Annotated in this window: 16 protein-coding genes; 12 read left to right on the forward strand and 4 right to left on the reverse strand. The window is 73.9% G+C overall.

Features of this window, described 5'->3' with window-relative positions; all coding sequences use genetic code 11:
* Positions 1–27: 27 nt before the first annotated feature.
* Complete coding sequence (locus ACIHCM_RS02890; RefSeq protein WP_399888116.1) at positions 28–1,077, forward strand: MerR family transcriptional regulator; 1,050 nt, start codon at positions 28–30, stop codon at positions 1,075–1,077.
* 34 nt (positions 1,078–1,111) lie between these two features.
* Here the strand turns inward: ACIHCM_RS02890 and ACIHCM_RS02895 are convergent, their stop codons facing one another.
* Positions 1,112–1,573: an RrF2 family transcriptional regulator gene (locus ACIHCM_RS02895; RefSeq protein ID WP_399888118.1), complete on the reverse strand. Its 462-nt coding sequence runs from the start codon at positions 1,571–1,573 to the stop codon at positions 1,112–1,114.
* Between the two features lie 248 nt (positions 1,574–1,821).
* Between ACIHCM_RS02895 and ACIHCM_RS02900 the strand changes: the two genes are divergently transcribed.
* From ACIHCM_RS02900 to ACIHCM_RS02910, 3 genes are read left to right on the forward strand one after another with little or no spacing between them, the layout of a single operon-like run.
* A complete protein-coding gene (locus tag ACIHCM_RS02900; RefSeq protein WP_399888120.1) occupies positions 1,822–2,394 on the forward strand; it encodes a toxin-antitoxin system, toxin component family protein in 573 nt (190 codons plus the stop codon).
* 58 nt (positions 2,395–2,452) lie between these two features.
* Positions 2,453–3,640 carry an MAB_1171c family putative transporter gene (locus tag ACIHCM_RS02905; protein ID WP_399888716.1) on the forward strand — a complete coding sequence of 396 codons (1,188 nt, stop codon included), beginning with the start codon at positions 2,453–2,455 and terminating at the stop codon, positions 3,638–3,640.
* A complete protein-coding gene (locus ACIHCM_RS02910) occupies positions 3,633–5,039 on the forward strand; it encodes an NAD(P)/FAD-dependent oxidoreductase (RefSeq protein WP_399888122.1) in 1,407 nt (468 codons plus the stop codon). The genes ACIHCM_RS02905 and ACIHCM_RS02910 overlap by 8 nt, the downstream gene beginning before the upstream one ends.
* A 209-nt stretch (positions 5,040–5,248) precedes the next feature.
* Here the strand turns inward: ACIHCM_RS02910 and ACIHCM_RS02915 are convergent, their stop codons facing one another.
* The 3 genes from ACIHCM_RS02915 to ACIHCM_RS02925 form a co-directional block, all read right to left on the reverse strand.
* Positions 5,249–6,094, reverse strand: a complete 846-nt coding sequence (locus ACIHCM_RS02915) for an SMP-30/gluconolactonase/LRE family protein (RefSeq protein ID WP_399888124.1) — start codon at positions 6,092–6,094, stop codon at positions 5,249–5,251.
* Positions 6,091–6,864 carry an IclR family transcriptional regulator gene (locus ACIHCM_RS02920; RefSeq protein ID WP_399888126.1) on the reverse strand — a complete coding sequence of 258 codons (774 nt, stop codon included), beginning with the start codon at positions 6,862–6,864 and terminating at the stop codon, positions 6,091–6,093. Before ACIHCM_RS02920 ends, ACIHCM_RS02915 begins: the two co-directional genes overlap by 4 nt.
* 194 nt (positions 6,865–7,058) lie before the next feature.
* Positions 7,059–7,679 carry a helix-turn-helix domain-containing protein gene (locus tag ACIHCM_RS02925; protein WP_399888128.1) on the reverse strand — a complete coding sequence of 207 codons (621 nt, stop codon included), beginning with the start codon at positions 7,677–7,679 and terminating at the stop codon, positions 7,059–7,061.
* Positions 7,680–7,753: 74 nt separating this feature from the next.
* On the opposite strand from ACIHCM_RS02925, the gene ACIHCM_RS02930 reads away from it, so the two are divergent.
* The 8 genes from ACIHCM_RS02930 to ACIHCM_RS02965 all read left to right on the forward strand — a co-directional run bounded on the left by ACIHCM_RS02930 (position 7,754) and on the right by ACIHCM_RS02965 (position 17,640).
* A complete protein-coding gene (locus ACIHCM_RS02930) occupies positions 7,754–8,479 on the forward strand; it encodes a DUF2993 domain-containing protein (protein WP_399888130.1) in 726 nt (241 codons plus the stop codon).
* A 128-nt stretch (positions 8,480–8,607) separates the two neighbouring features.
* Positions 8,608–11,025 (forward strand): MMPL family transporter, encoded by a 2,418-nt coding sequence (locus ACIHCM_RS02935; RefSeq protein WP_399888132.1) that lies wholly within the window; start codon positions 8,608–8,610, stop codon positions 11,023–11,025.
* A gap of 364 nt (positions 11,026–11,389) precedes the next feature.
* Positions 11,390–12,475 (forward strand): type III polyketide synthase, encoded by a 1,086-nt coding sequence (locus tag ACIHCM_RS02940; RefSeq protein WP_399888134.1) that lies wholly within the window; start codon positions 11,390–11,392, stop codon positions 12,473–12,475.
* Between the two features lie 70 nt (positions 12,476–12,545).
* Positions 12,546–13,673: a sulfotransferase family protein gene (locus ACIHCM_RS02945; RefSeq protein WP_399888136.1), complete on the forward strand. Its 1,128-nt coding sequence runs from the start codon at positions 12,546–12,548 to the stop codon at positions 13,671–13,673.
* Positions 13,670–14,218, forward strand: a complete 549-nt coding sequence (gene cysC, locus ACIHCM_RS02950; RefSeq protein ID WP_399888140.1) for an adenylyl-sulfate kinase — start codon at positions 13,670–13,672, stop codon at positions 14,216–14,218. The genes ACIHCM_RS02945 and cysC overlap by 4 nt, the downstream gene beginning before the upstream one ends.
* Positions 14,215–15,123: a sulfate adenylyltransferase subunit CysD gene (gene cysD / locus ACIHCM_RS02955; protein ID WP_399888142.1), complete on the forward strand. Its 909-nt coding sequence runs from the start codon at positions 14,215–14,217 to the stop codon at positions 15,121–15,123. Before cysC ends, cysD begins: the two co-directional genes overlap by 4 nt.
* Complete coding sequence (locus ACIHCM_RS02960) at positions 15,123–16,508, forward strand: sulfate adenylyltransferase subunit 1 (RefSeq protein ID WP_399888144.1); 1,386 nt, start codon at positions 15,123–15,125, stop codon at positions 16,506–16,508. The genes cysD and ACIHCM_RS02960 overlap by 1 nt, the downstream gene beginning before the upstream one ends.
* Entirely contained in the window at positions 16,495–17,640 is a 1,146-nt protein-coding gene (locus ACIHCM_RS02965) for an ABC transporter substrate-binding protein (RefSeq protein WP_399888146.1), read from the forward strand. Before ACIHCM_RS02960 ends, ACIHCM_RS02965 begins: the two co-directional genes overlap by 14 nt.
* The last annotated feature ends 8 nt before the right edge of the window (positions 17,641–17,648 follow it).

Raw genomic sequence — 17,648 nt, forward strand, 5'->3', positions numbered from 1 at the left:
CCGGCGTCACGGCCGTAGAGTTTTCGCATGGCACGGGAGAGGGAGCCGGTCTCCGAGGTGGGTCTGACGACCGGTGCCCTGGCCCGGCGGCTCGGTGTCTCGCCGACGACCCTGCGCTCCTGGGACCGCCGGTACGGAGTCGGCACGCAGGTGCGGACCGAGGGGCGGCACCGCCGCTGGTCGCAGGAGGACGTGGCGGTACTGGAGGCGATGTGCCGGCTGACGTCCGCGGGGATACCGCCCGCGGAGGCCGCCCGCGCCGCGCGCGCCGGTGCCGGCGTCTCCGGTCCCGATCCGTCCGGCGCCGGTGTGTCCGGCCCCGGTGTGACCGGCCCCGACGACGGCGGACCGGGCGGCGACGGCCGCTCCCACGCCGCCGGGGCCCTCCCGCTGGGCGACGTGCGCCAGGAATGCCGGGGCCTCGCCCGCGCCGCCGTGCGGCTGGACGCCCCGGCGGTGGACGAGCTCCTGGCCGCCGCCGTCGACCGTCATGGCGTCGTCGGTGCCTGGCACGACGTCATGATGCCGGTGCTGCACGCCGTGGGCCGCAAATGGGAGACGTCGGGCGACCGCTACGTCGAGGTCGAGCACCTCCTGTCCTGGCACGTCTCGACCACGCTGCGCCGCGCCACCAGGCGGGTGAGCTCCCCCGCGCCGCCACCGGAACCGTCCCTCGCCACCGCCACCGCCACCGCCACCGCCCCCGCCCCCGGCCCGGTCGTGCTGGCCTGCGTGCCCGGGGAGCAGCACACACTCGCCCTCGAGGCACTCACCGCCGCGCTGAGCGAGCGCGGGGTGCCCACCCGGATGTTCGGGGCGGCCGTACCGGCGGAGGCGCTCACCGCGGCGGTCCGGCGGCTCGGCCCGCCCGTCGTGGTCCTGTGGGCGCAGGCGCGCAGCACGGCGAGCACGCCGCTGGCGGCCCATGTCGCCGCCGCCCGCTGGGGCGCCCGGGGCGCCCGCCGCCGCCCGCTGGTCGTCCTCGGCGGCACGGGGTGGGCCGGCTCCGCACCGGCGGGGATGCCGCGGCCGGCCGGTCTCGGCGAGGCGCTGGAGCTGGTGTCCGGCGTCTACTAGGGGAACTGCCGGGCTCCGGGCTCCGGTCCGACCGTCAGGTCGGGTTCTCCCAGGACGCGGGCTCCGCCGCCAGTTCGCGTACCGGCTCCGGCAGCGCGTTCGCCGCGATGTCCGCGACCGTCACCCCCTCGAGGATCTTCCGTACGTTCGCCCGCAGCGCGATCCACAGGGGCAGCAGGGGCTCCGCGGAACCCTGGTACGTCAGCCCGGTGGGGCGTTCGCCGCGCACCGACACGATCGGGCCGTCCACGGTCCGGATGATGTCGGCGACCGTGATCGCCGAGGCCTCGCGCGCCAGCCGGTACCCGCCGCTGCCGCCGCGCCGGCTGCCGACTATCCCGCCGCGCCGCAGATCGCCGAGGATCCCCTCCAGGAACTTGTGCGGAATGTCCTGCGCGGCGGCGATGGCCTCCGCCTTCACCGGTTCGCCGCCCTGCCGTACGGCGAGCTCGAGTACCGCCCGTACCGCGTAGTCCGCCCGTGCCGAGATCCTCATACGTCCATTGTGGGCCGACCGGAAGGCGGCCGGCCGCCGGCATCGCCTTCTCCCGCGGGCTGGTTCACGGCATCCGGTTCGCCCTCATGGCACCCGGCTCACCGTCACCGGGCCGTCGCCACGGCAGCCTCGCTTCGGGCAGTCCTCGATCGTTTTCGGTTGAACCACGGTCGCTCGACCACATGACGCGGACACTTCCGGCCGCGTAGTCTCGAACCGCCCGTCGACCGGCGGGGAGAGGGGGTGCGATGGATCTCGCGGCGCTGCGGCGCCGGCGGCGCGGTCGGGCCATGCGCACGCTGGTCGCCGACCTCGGCACCGCCCTGCGGACCCGCCCCCGTCCCCCCGCCGACATGCGTGACCTGTGCCGGGCGCTGTGCGAGGCGATGAGCGAGCGACGCGGCGGACGCCCCGTCGAGTTGCGCTTCGAGCGGTTTCCCGACGAGATCGAAGTGACCGGGCTGTGGGTGGAGTTCCAGGACTTCGACCTGGTCATCGTCGAGGAACGCGCCGAAGCACTGCAGCAACTGGTCATTCTCGGCCATGAGTTGTGGCACATGTTCGCCGGACACGACCACCAGCAGGTCGCCGGGACGGCCGCGGCGCACGCCCTCGCGGACCGCTCGGGCCCCGGCACCGCCCTCGGCGCCGCCGCCCGTAACGGCTCGCGCCGCCGGGAGGAGGCCGAGGCCGACGAGTTCGGCCACCGGCTCGCCGCACGGTTCCGGCCCCTCGTCTGCGGCGACGGCGGCCACGACGACTCGCTCGACCCCGTGCAGCGTTCCATGGGTTACCGCGGACGAAGGGGTGCGCAGCGGTGACGAACGCCTCCGTGCCGCCGGCGGGCCCCCCGCCGGCGCTCTCCTCGGCGAGGTGCACATGACCTTCTGGCTGCCCGCACTCGTACTGACCGCCGCCCTGGCGATCAAACTGCCCAGCATCATCAAGATGTGGCGGGACCCGCTGCTGCGGGCCGTCGGCGGTCTGCTGCTCTTCGCCTGCGCCGTGTTCGTCTTCGCGGCCCCGGGGACCATCGCCTGGACGAACCGGGTCACCGGAGTGCCCAACATCTCGGCGCCCTTGGTGTACTCCCTGCTCACCGCGCTCTGCGCGTCCTGGCTGCTGCTGATCATCGCCTGGCGCAACGGGCTGACCGACCGCGCCAACCGCACGCGCCGCGCGGTCCGCCTGGTCGTCGCCGTCTACGCCGGTGTGATCGTCGCCCTGTGGACGCTCTTCTGGCTGGCCGACGTGCCCGTGGAACGGCTCCGCGACCTGGACACGTACTACGCCACCACCCCCTTCATGCGCGAGCAGATCCTGCTCTACCTGACCGCGCACACCGTCGCCTGCGCGATCACGGCCCGGCTGATCTGGAACTGGATCCGCACCGACGGCCTCGACGCCTGGCTGCGCTGGGGGCTGCGGCTGCTGGGCGTCGGCTACGCGACGAACCTGTTCTTCGACGCCTCCAAGCTCACCGCCATCGTGGCCCGTTGGACCGGCCACGACCTGGACTGGCTGAGCACCGACGTGGCGCCGGCGGCCGCCTGTGTCTCCGCGACCCTGGTCGCTGTCGGCTTCATCGTGCCGCACGCGGGCCAGTACCTCCAGGAGCACTGGCGGGTCCGGGCCCGCCACCGGCAGCTGCGCCCCCTGGCTCTGCTGATGCGGACCGTCGGGGCCGGCCGTGAGCCCTTCGCCCCGCAGGCCCCTGCCGAACTGCGGCTGATCCGCCGCGAGACGTTCATCCGTGACGCCCTGCTGCAGCTCTCCCGCCATCTCGACGAGGAGCTGCGCGCACGGGCGTACGACGCGGCGCTCGGCCTCGGGTTCGAGCGGGGCCGGGCGCAGGCCCTGGCCGCCGCCGTCACGATCCTGGACGCCGTCGACGCCCGCGAGCGGTCCCGGGACCACGGCCGCGGCGCCGCGCCGTCCGAACCGGACAACACCTACCTCCTGCGGGAGATCCACGCGGTGTCCCAGGTCCTTCGCAGTCCCGACGAGATCAAGGCGGTCCGCGCCCGCGCCGCCGCCCCGGCAGAGAGTGTGTCCGCGCATGACTGAACCGTCCGTCCCCGCCAGAACCGCCGTCGTCCTGGGGGGATCACACGCCGGCATGCTCGCGGCGCGCGCGCTGGCGGAGTTCGCCGACCGGGTCGTCGTGGTGGAGCGGGACGTGCTGCCCGAGGGCCCCGCACCCCGCAAGGGGCTGCCGCAGGCGCGGCACGCCCACATGCTGTGGTCCGGCGGCGCGCGGGCCGTGGAGGCGCTGGTGCCGGGTGTCACCGAGGCCCTGCTGGAGGCCGGGGCACGCCGGCTGCCCGTCACGACGGACATGGTCGCCCTGTCGCGGCAGGGCTGGTTCCGCCGCTGGCCCGAGTCGCATCACGTGCTCCTGGCCGGCCGGGACCTGCTGGACGCCACGATCCGCGCGCAGGTGCTCGCGGACGCCCGGGTCGAGGTCCTCCAGGGCACGCGGGCGCTCGGACTCGAGGGCTCCGCGGCGGCCGTCACCGGGGTCCGCGTGCGCGAGGACGGCACCGGCGACGAGCGCGTCATCGAGGCGGGCATGGTCGTCGACGCCACCGGGCGCGGCTCGACGGCGGCCAACTGGCTGACCGGCCTGGGACTTCCCGCGGCCCGCGAGCGGAAGGTCGACCCCGGACTGGCGTACGCCAGCCGCCTCTACCTCGCCCCCGAGGACGCCCGCGGCGGCTTCCCGGTCGTCAACGTGCAGTCCGACCCGCGGGACGGCGGACCGGGCCGGGCGGGCTTCCTGCTGCCGATCGAGGACGGCCGGTGGATCGTCACCCTGTCGGGGACCCGTGGCGGTGAACCGTCCGCCGCCGAGGACGACTTCGTGCGCTTCGCCCGCGAGGACCTCCGGCACCCGCTCATCGGCGAGCTGCTGGAACGGGCGGAGCCGCTGTCCGGGGTGTCGTTCACCCGCAGCACCGTCAACCGCCGGCATTTCTACGAGCGGATGCCGGCCTGGCCCGGGAACTTCACCGTCCTCGGCGACGCGCTCGCCTCCTTCAACCCGGTCTACGGTCATGGCCTGGCGGCCGCCGCGCAGTGCGCGCTGCTGCTGCGGGACCTGACGAGGCGGCACGGCTGGGCGGCGCCGGGGCTCTCCCGCCGGGTGCAGAAGGCGCTGGCCCGGCCGGTCGGCGCCGCCTGGGACCTGGCCATCGGCCAGGACGTGTTCTACCCCGGCGCCACCGCGGACGGCCCCACGGTCAGGGACCGGCTCGTGGCGTCCTACGTCGACCGGCTCATGTACACGGCCACCGGCAACGGCAGGATCGCCCGCCGGGTGACCGACGTGACGTCGCTGGAGCGCGGCTCGGAGGTGCTGCTGGCCCCCTCGGTCCTGCTGGCCGCGGCGGTGGGACCGTTGCGGCCGGCGCTCGCCGGCCCCCCGCTGACGAGCGAGGAGCGGAAGGCGGCGGGGCTGGCGTAGCCCGGGCGGCCGGGCCCTGGTGCCACGACAGGCGACGTTTGCCCGTCAAGGAGCGGCGTCTGGTGCGCGCTCTCGGCGTGCGGGGTGCAAGCCCTCGTACTGGATGTCCTTGGGCTTGTGCCCGGTGCGGCGAGGGGGTCCCCCCTGCTCGAAGAGCTTGGGGGAGCGTGCCGGGCGTCGCGACGGGGCGAACGTTGCCTGTCGCGGCACTAGCCCGCGAACGCGGGCTGGGCCAGGCCCGTTCCGGCGCCGGGGAGCACCAGCAGCGAGCCGGACAGCGGCGTCGGGGCGGTCAGGCCGGTGCGGGCCGTCGTGATGTACAGGTCCGTCAGGCCGGCGCCGCCGAAGGCGCAGGCCGTGGGGCGGGGAACCGGCAGACGCAGCACCCGGTCCAGCTCCCCGGCGGGCGTGTAGCGGCGTATCGCGCCTCCGTCCCACAGGGCCACCCACACACAGCCGTCGGCGTCGACCGTGAGGCCGTCGGGGTATCCGGCGCCCTCCTCGATCTCCACCAGGGTGCGGCGGCCGCCGACCCGGCCGTCGGCGTGGTCGAAGACGTCGACGCGGCGGGTCGGGGAGTCGACGTAGTACATGAGGCGGCCGTCGGGACTCCAGCCGGTGCCGTTGCTCACCGCCACGTCGTCGAGGACGACCTCCACCGAGCCGTCGGGCGCGACGCGGCTCAGCGTGCCGCCCCCGGGCGCCTCGTCGTACCGCATGGTGCCCGCCCACAGCGAGCCGTCCGGCGCCACGGCGGCGTCGTTGGCGCGGCGGCCGGGGACGGGGTCGTGGTGCAGCCGGCGGAAGGTGCCGTCCGGGTCCAGCAGGCCCACTCCGTCCCGGAGGCTGAGGACCATCCCGCCACCCGCGCGGGGCTTGGCGGCGCCGATGTGCTGGTGCGTGGTGCGGGTCGTCCGGCGGCCGGTGGCGGGGTCGTAGGTGTGCAGCCGGCAGCCCAGGATGTCGATCCAGATGAGCCGGCCGGCGTGCGCGTCCCACGTCGGGCCCTCCCCCAGCACCGCCTCGGCGCGCACCGCCACCTCGTGGGCCGTCATACGGCGCTCCGGTGGCCCAGCCGCTCGGACAGCTCCACCGCGCCCTTCACGGCGAGCTGTTCCAGCTCGGCGCGGCGCTCGTCGCTCCAGCGGATCATCGGCACCGAGATGGAGAGGGCGGCCACCACCTGGCCGGTGCGGTCACGGACCGGCGCGGCGACGCAGGAGACGTCCGGGTTGGACTCACGGCTCTCCACCGCGACACCCCGCTGCCGGATCCCGGCGAGGGCCGCGCGCAGGGCCGCGGGGTCGGTGATGCTGTTCGGCGTCATCGCGGTCAGCGCGGCGCCGTCGGGAAGGCGCGACGCGAGCTCCTGCTCGGGCAGGGAGGCCAGCAGCATCTTGCCGACGGAGGTGCAGTGGGCGGGCAGGCGCCGGCCGGCCGCGGAGACCATGCGCACGGCGTGCGTGGAGTCGACCTTGGCGATGTAGATGACGTCCGTGCCCTCCAGGATCGCCACGTGCACGGTCTCGTCGCAGGTCTCGGCGACGGACCGGGCGACCTGCCCGCCCTCTGCGGCGAGGTCGAGCTGCTCGGCGTAGCGGCTGCCCAGCTGGTACGGCCGTACGCCGAGCCGGTAGCGGCCCGGCTGGCCGGGGATCTGCACGATGTACGACCGGGCGGCGAGTGTGGTGACCAGCTCGTGCACGGTGGTGCGCGGCAGCTGGAGCTTGCGCACGATGTCGGGGGCGGAGAGCGTGCCGTCCCCGTCGAGGAAGAGCTCCAGGATGTCGAGAGCCCGGGTCACGGCAGGTACGAGGCGTCCCACGGCCGGCCCCCTCCCTTGCGTTCTGAGACTTGCGTCTGCGGCCTACGGCTGGGTGTGCTGCCGGGTCGAGTGCTGCGTCGACCAGGGCGCTGCGTTCGAAATTTCAACATGCGGTCGGAATGACGAACACAGGCTACTCATGGAGTGTTTGCCGGGGCAATGGCCTCACGCGGACCGGCCGGTGCGGTGCGGGCTCAGCCCGCGCGCAGGTGACCGAAGGCCGTGCGCAGCAGCTCCTCGGCGACGGCCGCGCCGCGCTCCTCCTCCGGCAGGGCCGCGTACGTGAACAGCGCCGAGCGGATCGCGCCGATCGCGGCCCGCGCGAGCACCGCGGCCCGCAAGGGGGTGGCCGACTCGGGCTCCTGCCGTGCGAGCCGTTCCCGCACGGCGTGCGTGAGCTCGGTCTCGAACTGGCTGAGCACCGGCAGGAACTGACGCAGCGGCCGGCCGGGGAAGCGCTGCGGCGGGCCGCTGAACATCAGGCCGACACCGCCGTCGGCCACGAGGTCCAGGGCCGCGCCCAGCACGGCGGAGTACGGGTCCTCCTCGGCGGGCCGGGCGATCACCCGGGCGCGCATGACCGGGGCGAGGTCGAGGGTCTCGTCGAGGACGAGGTCCTCCTTGGAGGGGAAGTAGCGGAAGAACGTCCGCTCGGTGACCCCGGCGGCCGCCGCGATGTCCCGCACCGTGGTCCGGGCGTACCCGCGCTCCTCGAACATGCGGTGCGCCGCCTCCTGGAGGGCCTTGCGCGTGGCCGCCTTGTGCGCCTCGCGCCGGCCGCCGGACGCGGCGTGGGGAGTGTCCAGGGTTGCCATGTGAGGAGTATCGCAGGCGGAAAACCGACGGTACAGAATCTGTCAGTCATGACACTTTCGCTATGCTGTCAGTCATGACACTTTTTCGGAGGGGGCGTGCGGCCCGCGCAGGGGTCTCGCGGCGGGCCCGGCTGGTGGCTCTGAGCGCGGCCGGCGCGGTGCTGGCGGCCGGAGGTGTCGCCGAGGCGGTGGCACGCGACCGGGCGGCCGACCGGCTCGCGGACCGTATGGAGCGCCGGCTGCACACGACGCTCGACGTGGGCTTCGGCCCGACGCCGGTGATGGTGCAGCTGGCCCGCGGATCCTTCTCCCGGGTCGAGGTCTCCGGCCAGGGCGCGACCTTCCGCCGGTTCACCGGGGTGGATCTGCACGCCGAGCTGGACGACGTGGTGCGCACCGGCGACGGACTGTCCGTGGCCGACACCCGGGTCAGCGCCGAACTGGCCGGCGCCGCCCTCGCGGACGCCGTCGCCTCCATGACCGGGGGCGCGCTGGGCGCCGCAGCCGTCACCCCCGACCCCGGCACCGGCGAACTCGTCGTGCACGCCGGGCCCGCCGGGCGGATCGCCGTCGGTTTCCGGCCGGAGCTGCACGAGCGGGGCATCCGCTTCGAGCGCACCGCGGTGAAGGTGGGCGAGCGCACGGTCCCGGACGCCCTCGCCGCGCAACTGCTCGGCGAGACCCCGCAAGAACTGGACCTGACCGGGTTGCCGCTCGGCCTGGAACCGGAGCGGCTCGCGGTGACGGCGAGCGGGCTGCGGCTGGAGCTGACGGGAGGGAGCACGACCGTGAAGGCCTGAGGCCGCCCGGCGCCGGGCGCACCCGGCCCCGACCCCGGCCCCGGCCGGCTCCCGGGGCACACCGGCCGGCTTTCCCTCCCCGAGGACCACCCCCACCGCACTGCCACTACTGCACGAGGAGCATCTCCGTGGCGACTTGGCTCTATCGGCTCGGCCTCGGCGCGTACCGTCGCCGGCGGCTCGTCCTGGCGGCCTGGCTGGCCGTGCTGGCCGGCGCCGTCTGCGCGCTGGTCGTCGTGGGCGGCAAGCTGGACAACGAGTTCACCATTCCCGGCTCCGAGTCCCAGCGGGCGCAGGACACGATGGCCGAGGACTTCCCGGCGGCGGCCGGGACGAGCGCGCAGATCGTGTTCACCGCCCCCGAGGGCGGTGCGGTGAGCGATCCGCGGACCGCGCAGGCGATCCAGCGCACGCTCACCGCCGCGCAGGACGCCCCACAGGTCGCGGCGGTCATCCCGCCGGACCGGGCCGGGACCGTGACACCCGACGGGCGGACCGCGCTGGCGCAGGTCAACTACGACGTGAGCCGTTCCGCCCTGGACGACGGCACGCTCGACGCGCTGGAGGAGACGACGCGGGCCGCCGAGGACGCCGGGCTGGAGGTGTCCGTGGGCGGACAGGCCTACGGCAACGGTGTGCTGACCCCGAGCGTCCTCGAACTCCTCGGCGTCGTCGTCGCGTTGGCGGTGCTCGCCGTCACCTTCGGCTCGCTGCTCGCCGCCGGGATGCCCCTGCTGACGGCGTTCGCCGGCGTCGGCACCGGACTCGCGGGACTGCTGGCGGTGTCCTCGGGGGTGACGGTGTCGTCGACCGCGCTGAGCCTCGCCCTGATGCTGGGGCTGGCCGTGGGGATCGACTACGCCCTGTTCGTGCTGTCCCGGCACCGTACCCAGCTGGCCCAGGGAATGGATCCGCGCGAGTCCGCGGGACGCGCGGTCGGTACGGCGGGCAGCGCGGTGGTCTTCGCGGGGACCACGGTCGTCATCGCCCTGCTGGGGCTGATGGTCGTCCGCATTCCGTTCCTCACCGTCATGGGCCTGAGCGCGGCGGCGACCGTGCTGATCGCGGTGCTGGTCGCGGTGACGCTGCTGCCGGCGCTGTTCGGCCTGGCGGGCGCCCGGCTGCGTCCGCGCCCGGGGTCACGGGCGGCGCGGCGGGCCACGGTGGCGGCGGAGGCGGGTACGCGCGAAGCCGGGAACAGGGGCGGGGACGGGAACGCCACCGGAGCGGGCGGGGACCGGAAGCCCGGCGAGGACGGCGCACGCGGGGACCGGAAGCCCGGCGAGGACGGCGCACGCGGGGACCGGAAGCCCGGCGAGGACCGCGCACGCGGGGACGGGAACGAGCCGGTCCCGCTCAACGGGGCGTCCCCGGGCCGGCCGCCGTCCGTCATGGGGCAGCGCTGGGCCCGTCTCGTCACCCGCCGCCCCCTCCTCGTCGTCCTCGCCGCCGTCGCCGCCCTGGTCACCCTCGCCGTCCCCGCCGCCGATCTGCGCCTCGCCCTGCCCGACAACGGCACCGCCGCGCACGGGACGTCGCAGCGCGAGACCTACGACACCGTCGCCGACACCTTCGGCCCGGGATTCAACGGCCCGCTGCTGGTGCTCGCCGAGGCGGGCGCGCAAGGGGAGGCCGGACAGCGGCAGGTGGCCGCCGTGGCCGGGCGGTTGCGGCAGTTGCCGGGGGTCGTCAAGGCCGGGCAGCCCCAGTACGCGGCCGAGACCGGGCGGGCGGTGATCCAGGTCGTGCCCGAGGGCGGCCCGCAGGACGAGTCCACGCAGGATCTGGTCGACGCCATCCGCGGCGACGCCGCCACGATCGAGCGGGAGACCGGCGCCGCCGTCTCGGTCACCGGCACCACCGCGATCGGCATCGACGTCTCCGACCGGCTGAGCGCCTCACTGCTGCCGTTCGCGGCCGTGGTGGTGGGCCTGTGCCTGGTGCTGCTGCTGCTCGTCTTCCGGTCCCTGGTCGTGCCGGTCAAGGCGACGGCCGGCTTCCTGCTGTCGGTGGCGGCGTCCTTCGGCGCGGTCGTGGCGGTGTTCCAGTGGGGCTGGCTCGCGGACGCGCTCGGCGTGGCCAGTACCGGACCGGTCGTCAGCTTCCTGCCCATCGTGCTGATGGCGGTGCTCTTCGGACTGGCGATGGACTACGAGGTCTTCCTCGTATCCAGCATGCGCGAGGAGTGGGTGCGCACCGGGCGGGCCCGGGACGCGGTGGTGGACGGCGCCGGGCATGCCTCGCGGGTGGTCACGGCCGCGGCGCTGATCATGTTCTTCGTCTTCGCCAGTTTCGTGACCACGCAGGACGCCATCGTCAAACCCATCGCCTTCTCCCTGGCGTTCGGTGTGCTGGTGGACGCCTTCGTCGTGCGGATGACGCTGGTGCCGGCGGTCCTCGCCATGGTGGGCCGCGGCGCGTGGTGGCTGCCACGGCCGCTGGACCGGCTGCTGCCCGACCTCGACATCGAGGGGGCCCGGCTGCACGGCGACCCGCCCGAAGAACCCGTACGCGCACTGACCGAAATCAAAGCGGGCACTGGCTGAAATAGCCCAGATAAAACCACGCCGGCCTGTCTCTCGCGTTCACCGAGAGGCAGGCCGGTATCTTTTGCCGTTAATTATTCACGCCGAAGAATTTAACAGCGGAACATTTGATTCCAGTGAAGCGCGTGTGCTTGACTGAGGGCATCGAATCGACATCCGGTTCGAACGGGGGAGAGCTGACCACTCTTTTCTTCTGTCTTCACACGCCCTGCCGGCGTACTTCACCGAGCGCCATTCATGCGGTCTGACCTGCGCAAAGATGCCCGGGTCGACCGCTCATCGGCACGCACGATTCCCTCTCCCGTCTTTCGCACGAGCGGCTGTTTTCCGCTGCCCGAAACTGACCGAAACAAAGGAATCACGCATGCATCTCGAAGAGAAAATCGCTCCCGTCCGGCGTGCGGCACGTACTGTCGCACGTCCTGTCATCACCGGCTCCTCACATTCCTTTCCGGGCGCCCGGAGCAGCCAGGACGAGCTGTGGCAGGACTTTTTCCTCGAGCACTACGACGGTTTTCCGCTGGCCCGCCGGATATTCGAGAATTCCGGCATCAGCTCCCGCTCGACGGCCGTGGACCCGCGCGCCGAGAAGGAGGTCTCGGGCTGGAGCACGGGACAGCGCATGGCCCGTTACATCGACGAGGCCGTCCCGCTCGGCAGGCGCACCGTCGCGGAAGCCCTGGAGTCGGCGGGCCTGGCCCCGCAGGACGTCGGCCTGCTGGCCGTGGCGTCCTGCACCGGCTACACCACACCCGGACTGGACTTACGGCTCGCCGACGAGCTCGGCATGAGCAGCAAGGTCCAGCGGCTGTTCATCGGCCACATGGGCTGCTACGCCGCCGTCCCGTCGCTGGGCGCCGTCTCCGACTTCGTGGCCTCCCGCGGCCGTCCGGCGGTGCTGCTGTGCCTCGAACTCACCTCGCTGCACGTCCAGCCGCCCTCGCGGGACATCGAACAGATCGTGGCGCACGCCCTGTTCGCCGACGCGGCCGCCGCCGTCGTCCTGGAGCCCGACGCGGACACCGGCTACGAGGTGATCGACGTCGTCGCGGTCACCGACCACTCCACCGCCGACCACATGAGCTGGCAGATCACCGACCTCGGCTTCAAGATGGGCCTGTCGCCCAAGGTCCCGGACGTGCTCGCGCAGCACGTCGGCGAGGTGGTCCGGGACCAGCTGCTCGCCCCGCACGGACTGACCCCCGAGGAGGTCACCGGCTGGGCCGTGCACCCGGGCGGCAAGCGGATCCTGGAGGTCGTCGGCGAGCGCCTCGCCCTGCCGGCCGGCGCGCTGGACGCGTCGTACGGCGTCCTCGACGAGTGCGGCAACTGCTCCTCGCCCACCGTCCTGATGGTCCTCCAGCGGCTGCCCCGCACCGAAGGCCCCGTGGTCGCCATGGCCTTCGGGCCCGGCCTGACCCTCTACGCGGCCCTGCTGCGCCGCTCCTGACGCCGTCGACGCACCTTCCCGCACCACCCGTGGACACCGCCCCAAGGACGCACGGAAGGAACAGCTGCGCATGCCCACCCCGACCTCACCGGCCCCGGGCCAGGTCTTCGTCACCGGCACCGGCCGCTGCGGCTCCACCCTGGTCTCCGAGCTGCTGCGCGAGCACCCCCAGGTCCTCAGCCTGTCGGAGCTCTTCAACCACCTCACGGACATGTACCGGATCACCGCCCGGGTCTTCCCCGAAGGCCCGCTCACGGCCGCGCAGTTCTGGGGGATCCTGTCCTCCCGCAACGCCGTGAACACGCTCCTCACCGCCCATGGGCTCGCCCCCAGGGAAGTCCTCTACCGCCCCTCCCCCGCCACCCGCTTCCAGGCGGACACCGGCGTCCCGGCAGTCCTCCTCACCACGCTGCCCCACCTCACCGACACGCCCGACGAGCTGTACGACGAACTCGAAGCGGCCGTCGCGCAATTCCCGGACGCCGGGGCCGGCGCGCACTACCACCGCCTCTTCTCCTGGCTGTGCGCCCGCTTCGGCAAGACCCTGTGGGCCGAGCGCAGCGGCGGCTCGCTGATCCTCGCCTCGCAGTTCCGCGAGCACTTCCCCGACGCCCGCCATCTGCACATCGTCCGCGACGGCCGGGACACCGCCCTGTCCATGAGCCGGCACACCGGCTTCCGGATGGCCGCCGTGGTGATGGCCCTGCACCTGACGCTGGGCCACGACCCGTACGCCGGGCAGCCGGCCCTCGACACCGAGCGGGACCTCGGCTTCGTGCCGGAGGAGCTGCTGCCGTTCCTGCCGGAACGATTCGACGCCGAGGCCGTGCGGGACTACCGGGTCCCGGTGTCGCTGTTCGGCACGTACTGGGCGGACGAGATGAAGCGCGGCATGGCGGCGTTGTCCGAGCTGCCGCCGGAGAACGTGCTGCACCTGTGGTACGAGGACCTGCTCGCCGCGCCCGAGGAGTCCCTGCACCGCATCGGCGAGTTCCTCGGTACCGGTGTCGTGGACGCGGACTGGGTGCGCAGGTGCGCGGCCAAGGTGGGCGCGCCCTCGTCGTCCTGGCGGGACCTGCCGGGCGCCGAGCGTGAGGAGCTGGAGCAGGCGTGCGCCCCCGGCTTCTCGGTGCTCGCCGCACACGGCGTCGCCCCCCTGGCCGCCACGGCGGCCCCGGCGGCGAGGAGCGGCGCATGAGGACCCCGCCGACCCAGGGGGGCACGGTCTGGCTGACCGGCCTGCCCAGCTCCGGCAAGACGACCCTGGCCCAGGCGCTGGCCAGCCGGCTCACCCGGGAGGGGAACCGCGTCGAGGTGCTCGACGGCGACGAGATCCGCACCTTCCTCAGCGCCGGTCTCGGCTTCACCCGCGAGGACCGCGACACCAACGTGCAGCGCATCGGCCTGGTCGCCGAGGTGCTGGCCCGCAACGGCATCCTGGTGCTGGTCCCGGTCATCGCGCCGTACGCCGACAGCCGCGAGGCGGTCCGCAAGCGGCACGAGGCGAGCGGAACGCCGTATCTGGAGGTGCATGTCGCCACCCCGCTCCAGGTGTGCGCCGTACGCGACGTGAAGGGCCTGTACGCGCAGGCCCGCGCCGGGCGGCTGTCCGGGCTGACCGGCATCGACGACCCGTACGAGCCGCCGCAGTCGCCGGACGCCAAGGTGGAGACGCAACTCCAGTCCGTCGCCGAGTCGGTGGACGTCGTGCACGCGCTGATGGCGGACAGGGGGCTGCTGTGAGCGCCGTCGCCGCCCGGCTCACGCACACCGACGTGCTGGAGTCCGAGGCGGTGTACATCTTCCGCGAGGTGGCCGGCGAGTTCGAGAAGCCGGTGCTGCTGTTCTCCGGCGGCAAGGACTCGGTGGTCATGCTGCATCTGGCGCTGAAGGCGTTCGCGCCGGCGCCGCCGCCGTTCGCGCTGCTGCACGTGGACACCGGGCACAACTTCCCGGAGGTGCTGGCGTACCGGGACCGGGTGGTGGCCACCCAGGGGCTCACCCTCCATGTGGCCTCCGTACAGGACTACATCGACCGGGGTGTGCTGCGGGAACGCCCCGACGGCACCCGCAACCCGCTCCAGACGCTCCCGCTGCTGGACGCGATCCGCGACGGCGGGTTCGACGCGGTGTTCGGCGGCGGGCGGCGAGACGAGGAGAAGGCCCGCGCGAAGGAGCGGGTGTTCTCGCTGCGTGACGAGTTCGGCACCTGGGACCCGCGCCGCCAGCGGCCCGAGCTGTGGCAGCTGTACAACGGCCGCCATCTGCCCGGCGAGCACGTGCGGGTGTTCCCGCTGAGCAACTGGACCGAGCTGGACGTGTGGCAGTACATCGCCCGCGAGGGCATCCAGCTGCCGTCCATCTACTTCGCGCACGAGCGCGAGGTCTTCCTGCGCTCCGGCATGTGGCTGGCCCCGGGCGACTGGGGCGGCCCCAGGGACGGCGAACCGGTGGAGAGGCGCCGGGTGCGCTACCGCACCGTCGGCGACATGTCCTGCACCGGCGCGGTGCTGTCCGAGGCGTCCGGCGTCGACGAGGTGATCGTCGAGATCACCGCCTCCCGGCTCACCGAACGCGGCGCCACCCGCGCCGACGACCGGCTGTCGGAGGCCGCGATGGAGGACCGCAAGCGCGAGGGGTACTTCTGATGACCGCCGACCTGACGGCTTTCGGCCACCCCCCGCATGTCACCGCCGCCCTGATGATGCGCGGCATCTTCCAGGAGGCCCGGTCCCGGCTGACCGCCGCGACCGGCGCACAGGAGGGACCCATGAACCCCATGCCCACCTCCCGGCCCGGCGAGGCGCCGGTGGCCGAGGCGGACCTGCTCCGCTGGGCCACCGCCGGCTCGGTGGACGACGGCAAGTCCACCCTCGTGGGACGGCTGCTGCACGACTCCAAGTCCGTCCTGGCCGACCAGCTGGAGGCCGTCGCCCGCGCGTCCTCCGGCGAGGGACCGGACCTCGCCCTGCTCACCGACGGGCTGCGCGCCGAGCGCGAGCAGGGGATCACCATCGACGTGGCCTACCGGTACTTCGCCACCCCGCGCCGGCGGTTCGTCCTCGCCGACACCCCGGGACACGTGCAGTACACCCGGAACATGGTCACCGGCGCCTCCACCGCCACCCTCACCGTGATCCTCGTCGACGCCCGCAAGGGCGTGGTCGAGCAGACCCGCCGGCACGCGGCCGTGGCGGCGCTGCTGCGGGTGCCGCACGTGGTGCTCGCCGTCAACAAGATGGACCTCGTCGGCCACGAGCAGTCCGTGTTCGCGGCGGTCGCCGGGGAGTTCACCCGGCTCGCGGCCGGGCTCGGCATCCCCGAGGTCACCGCGATCCCGATCTCCGCGCTCGCCGGGGACAACGTCGTCGAGCCGTCCCCGCGCATGGCCTGGTACGGCGGCCCGACCGTCCTGGCCCATCTGGAGAACGTGCCGGTCACCGAGGAGGCCGCGGGCGCGCCCGCCCGCTTCCCCGTCCAGTACGTCATCCGCTCCGGCGGCACCCGGCTGTACGCGGGTCAGCTCGCGGCCGGTGAGCTGCGGGCCGGCGACCGGGTCACCGTGCTGCCGTCCGGGCGGACCACCACCGTCACCGGCGTCGACGTCCTCGGTGCCCCGGCCGAGTCGCTGTGCTCCCCGCAGTCGGGCGCGCTGCGGCTGGCCGACGACCTGGACGTCTCCCGGGGCGACCTGATCGTCCCGGCGGCGGCGCCGCCCGAGGTGTCCCGGGACGTCGAGGCGGCCGTGTGCCATCTGCACGAGCGGCCGCTGCGGCCCGGGGACCACGTGCTGCTGAAGCACACCACGCGGACCGTGCGCGCGGTCGTCCGGCGGATCGCGGGCGCCGGACGGCTGGAACTCAACGAGATCGGGCAGGTGGCGCTGCGCACCGCCGAGCGGCTGGCGTTCGACCGCTACGAGGACAGCCGGCGCACCGGCTCCTTCGTGCTGATCGACCCGGCCGACGGGGCCACGCTGACCGCGGGCATGGTCGGCGCGACCGTTCCGGGGACCCCCGATGCGGCTCCCTGAGCACAGCCGTACGTCCCGCCGCTCCCGGCGTCCGCTCCGCGCGGTCCTGGCGCTGCTCCTGCTGCTCCTGAGCGCGGCGGGCTGCGGCTACGGGTCCCGGGCGCCGGGGGTGGCGGCCGCACCGGCCGCCGGCAGTGGGCCGCCGCTGTCGGCGGAGTCGGTCTCGGTCGGCTACTTCGCCAACGTCACCCACGCCACCCCGCTGGCCGCCGTCCAGCAGGGCTTCCTCACCCGGGAGCTGGGCGGAACCCGGCTGCGCACCCAGGTGTTCAACGGCGGCCCCACCGCGCTGGAGGCGCTCAACGCGGGCGCCGTGGACATGGCGTGGATGGGCCCGTCGCCCGCGATCAACGGTTTCCTGCGCTCCGGCGGCCGTGGGCTGCGGATCGTCTCCGGCGCCGCGTCGGGCGGGGTCGCTCTGGTCGTCGACGCGGACGCCGAGGTGCGCGGCAGCGACGTCCGGGGACTGCGGATCGCCACGCCCGAGGCGGGCAACACGCAGGACGTGGCCCTGCTGCACTGGATCCGCGAGCAGGGCTGGGAGGTCGACCCGCACACCGGACGCGGGGACGTGACGGTCGTACGGCAGTCCGTCAAGGAGATCCCGACCAGCTTCCGGCGCGGCGCGATCGACGGGGCGTGGGTGCCGGAGCCGGTGGCGGCGCAACTCGTCGCCGACGGCGGGCGCGTGCTCCTGGACGAGGCGGACCTGTGGGAGGGCGGCGCGTTCGTCACCGCCCTCGTGGTGGTCAGCCCTGCCTTCCTGAAGGACCATCCGGACGTCGTCGAGGCCGTGCTGCGCGGCGCGGTACGCACCAACGCGTGGCTGAAGAGCCGGCCCGCCGAGGGCCGGGCGGCCGTCAACCGGGCCATCGAGTCACTGACCGGCCGCCCGCTGCCGGAGCAGGTCCTCGACGCGGCCTGGCGGCACGTCCGTCTCACCACCGATCCGCTCGCCGCGACCCTCGCCGAGGGGGCCGCCCGGGCCGAACGGCTCGGGCTGCTCGGCGGCAGCCGTGACGCCCTGGACGGAATCTTCGATCTGCGCCCCCTCAACCGGGTCCTCGCCCGGCGCGGCGAGGCGGCCGTGGACGACGCCGGGCTCGGTGTCGTGGCCGCTCCGGCCTCCTGAAAGCGAAG

Source organism: Streptomyces sp. NPDC052023 (genome assembly GCF_044548465.1).
GTDB lineage: Bacteria > Actinomycetota > Actinomycetes > Streptomycetales > Streptomycetaceae > Streptomyces.

Coding starts and splice junctions, on each gene's coding strand:
- ACIHCM_RS02965 (WP_399888146.1), top strand. CDS start 16,495: ATGCGGCTCCCTGAGCACAGCCGTACGTCCCGCCGCTCCCGGCGTCCG.
- ACIHCM_RS02910 (WP_399888122.1), top strand. CDS start 3,633: ATGACTGAACCGTCCGTCCCCGCCAGAACCGCCGTCGTCCTGGGGGGA.
- ACIHCM_RS02895 (WP_399888118.1), bottom strand. CDS start 1,573: ATGAGGATCTCGGCACGGGCGGACTACGCGGTACGGGCGGTACTCGAG.
- ACIHCM_RS02915 (WP_399888124.1), bottom strand. CDS start 6,094: ATGACGGCCCACGAGGTGGCGGTGCGCGCCGAGGCGGTGCTGGGGGAG.
- ACIHCM_RS02905 (WP_399888716.1), top strand. CDS start 2,453: ATGACCTTCTGGCTGCCCGCACTCGTACTGACCGCCGCCCTGGCGATC.
- ACIHCM_RS02925 (WP_399888128.1), bottom strand. CDS start 7,679: ATGGCAACCCTGGACACTCCCCACGCCGCGTCCGGCGGCCGGCGCGAG.
- ACIHCM_RS02960 (WP_399888144.1), top strand. CDS start 15,123: ATGACCGCCGACCTGACGGCTTTCGGCCACCCCCCGCATGTCACCGCC.
- cysC (WP_399888140.1), top strand. CDS start 13,670: ATGAGGACCCCGCCGACCCAGGGGGGCACGGTCTGGCTGACCGGCCTG.
- ACIHCM_RS02900 (WP_399888120.1), top strand. CDS start 1,822: ATGGATCTCGCGGCGCTGCGGCGCCGGCGGCGCGGTCGGGCCATGCGC.
- ACIHCM_RS02930 (WP_399888130.1), top strand. CDS start 7,754: ATGACACTTTTTCGGAGGGGGCGTGCGGCCCGCGCAGGGGTCTCGCGG.
- ACIHCM_RS02940 (WP_399888134.1), top strand. CDS start 11,390: ATGCATCTCGAAGAGAAAATCGCTCCCGTCCGGCGTGCGGCACGTACT.
- ACIHCM_RS02945 (WP_399888136.1), top strand. CDS start 12,546: ATGCCCACCCCGACCTCACCGGCCCCGGGCCAGGTCTTCGTCACCGGC.
- ACIHCM_RS02890 (WP_399888116.1), top strand. CDS start 28: ATGGCACGGGAGAGGGAGCCGGTCTCCGAGGTGGGTCTGACGACCGGT.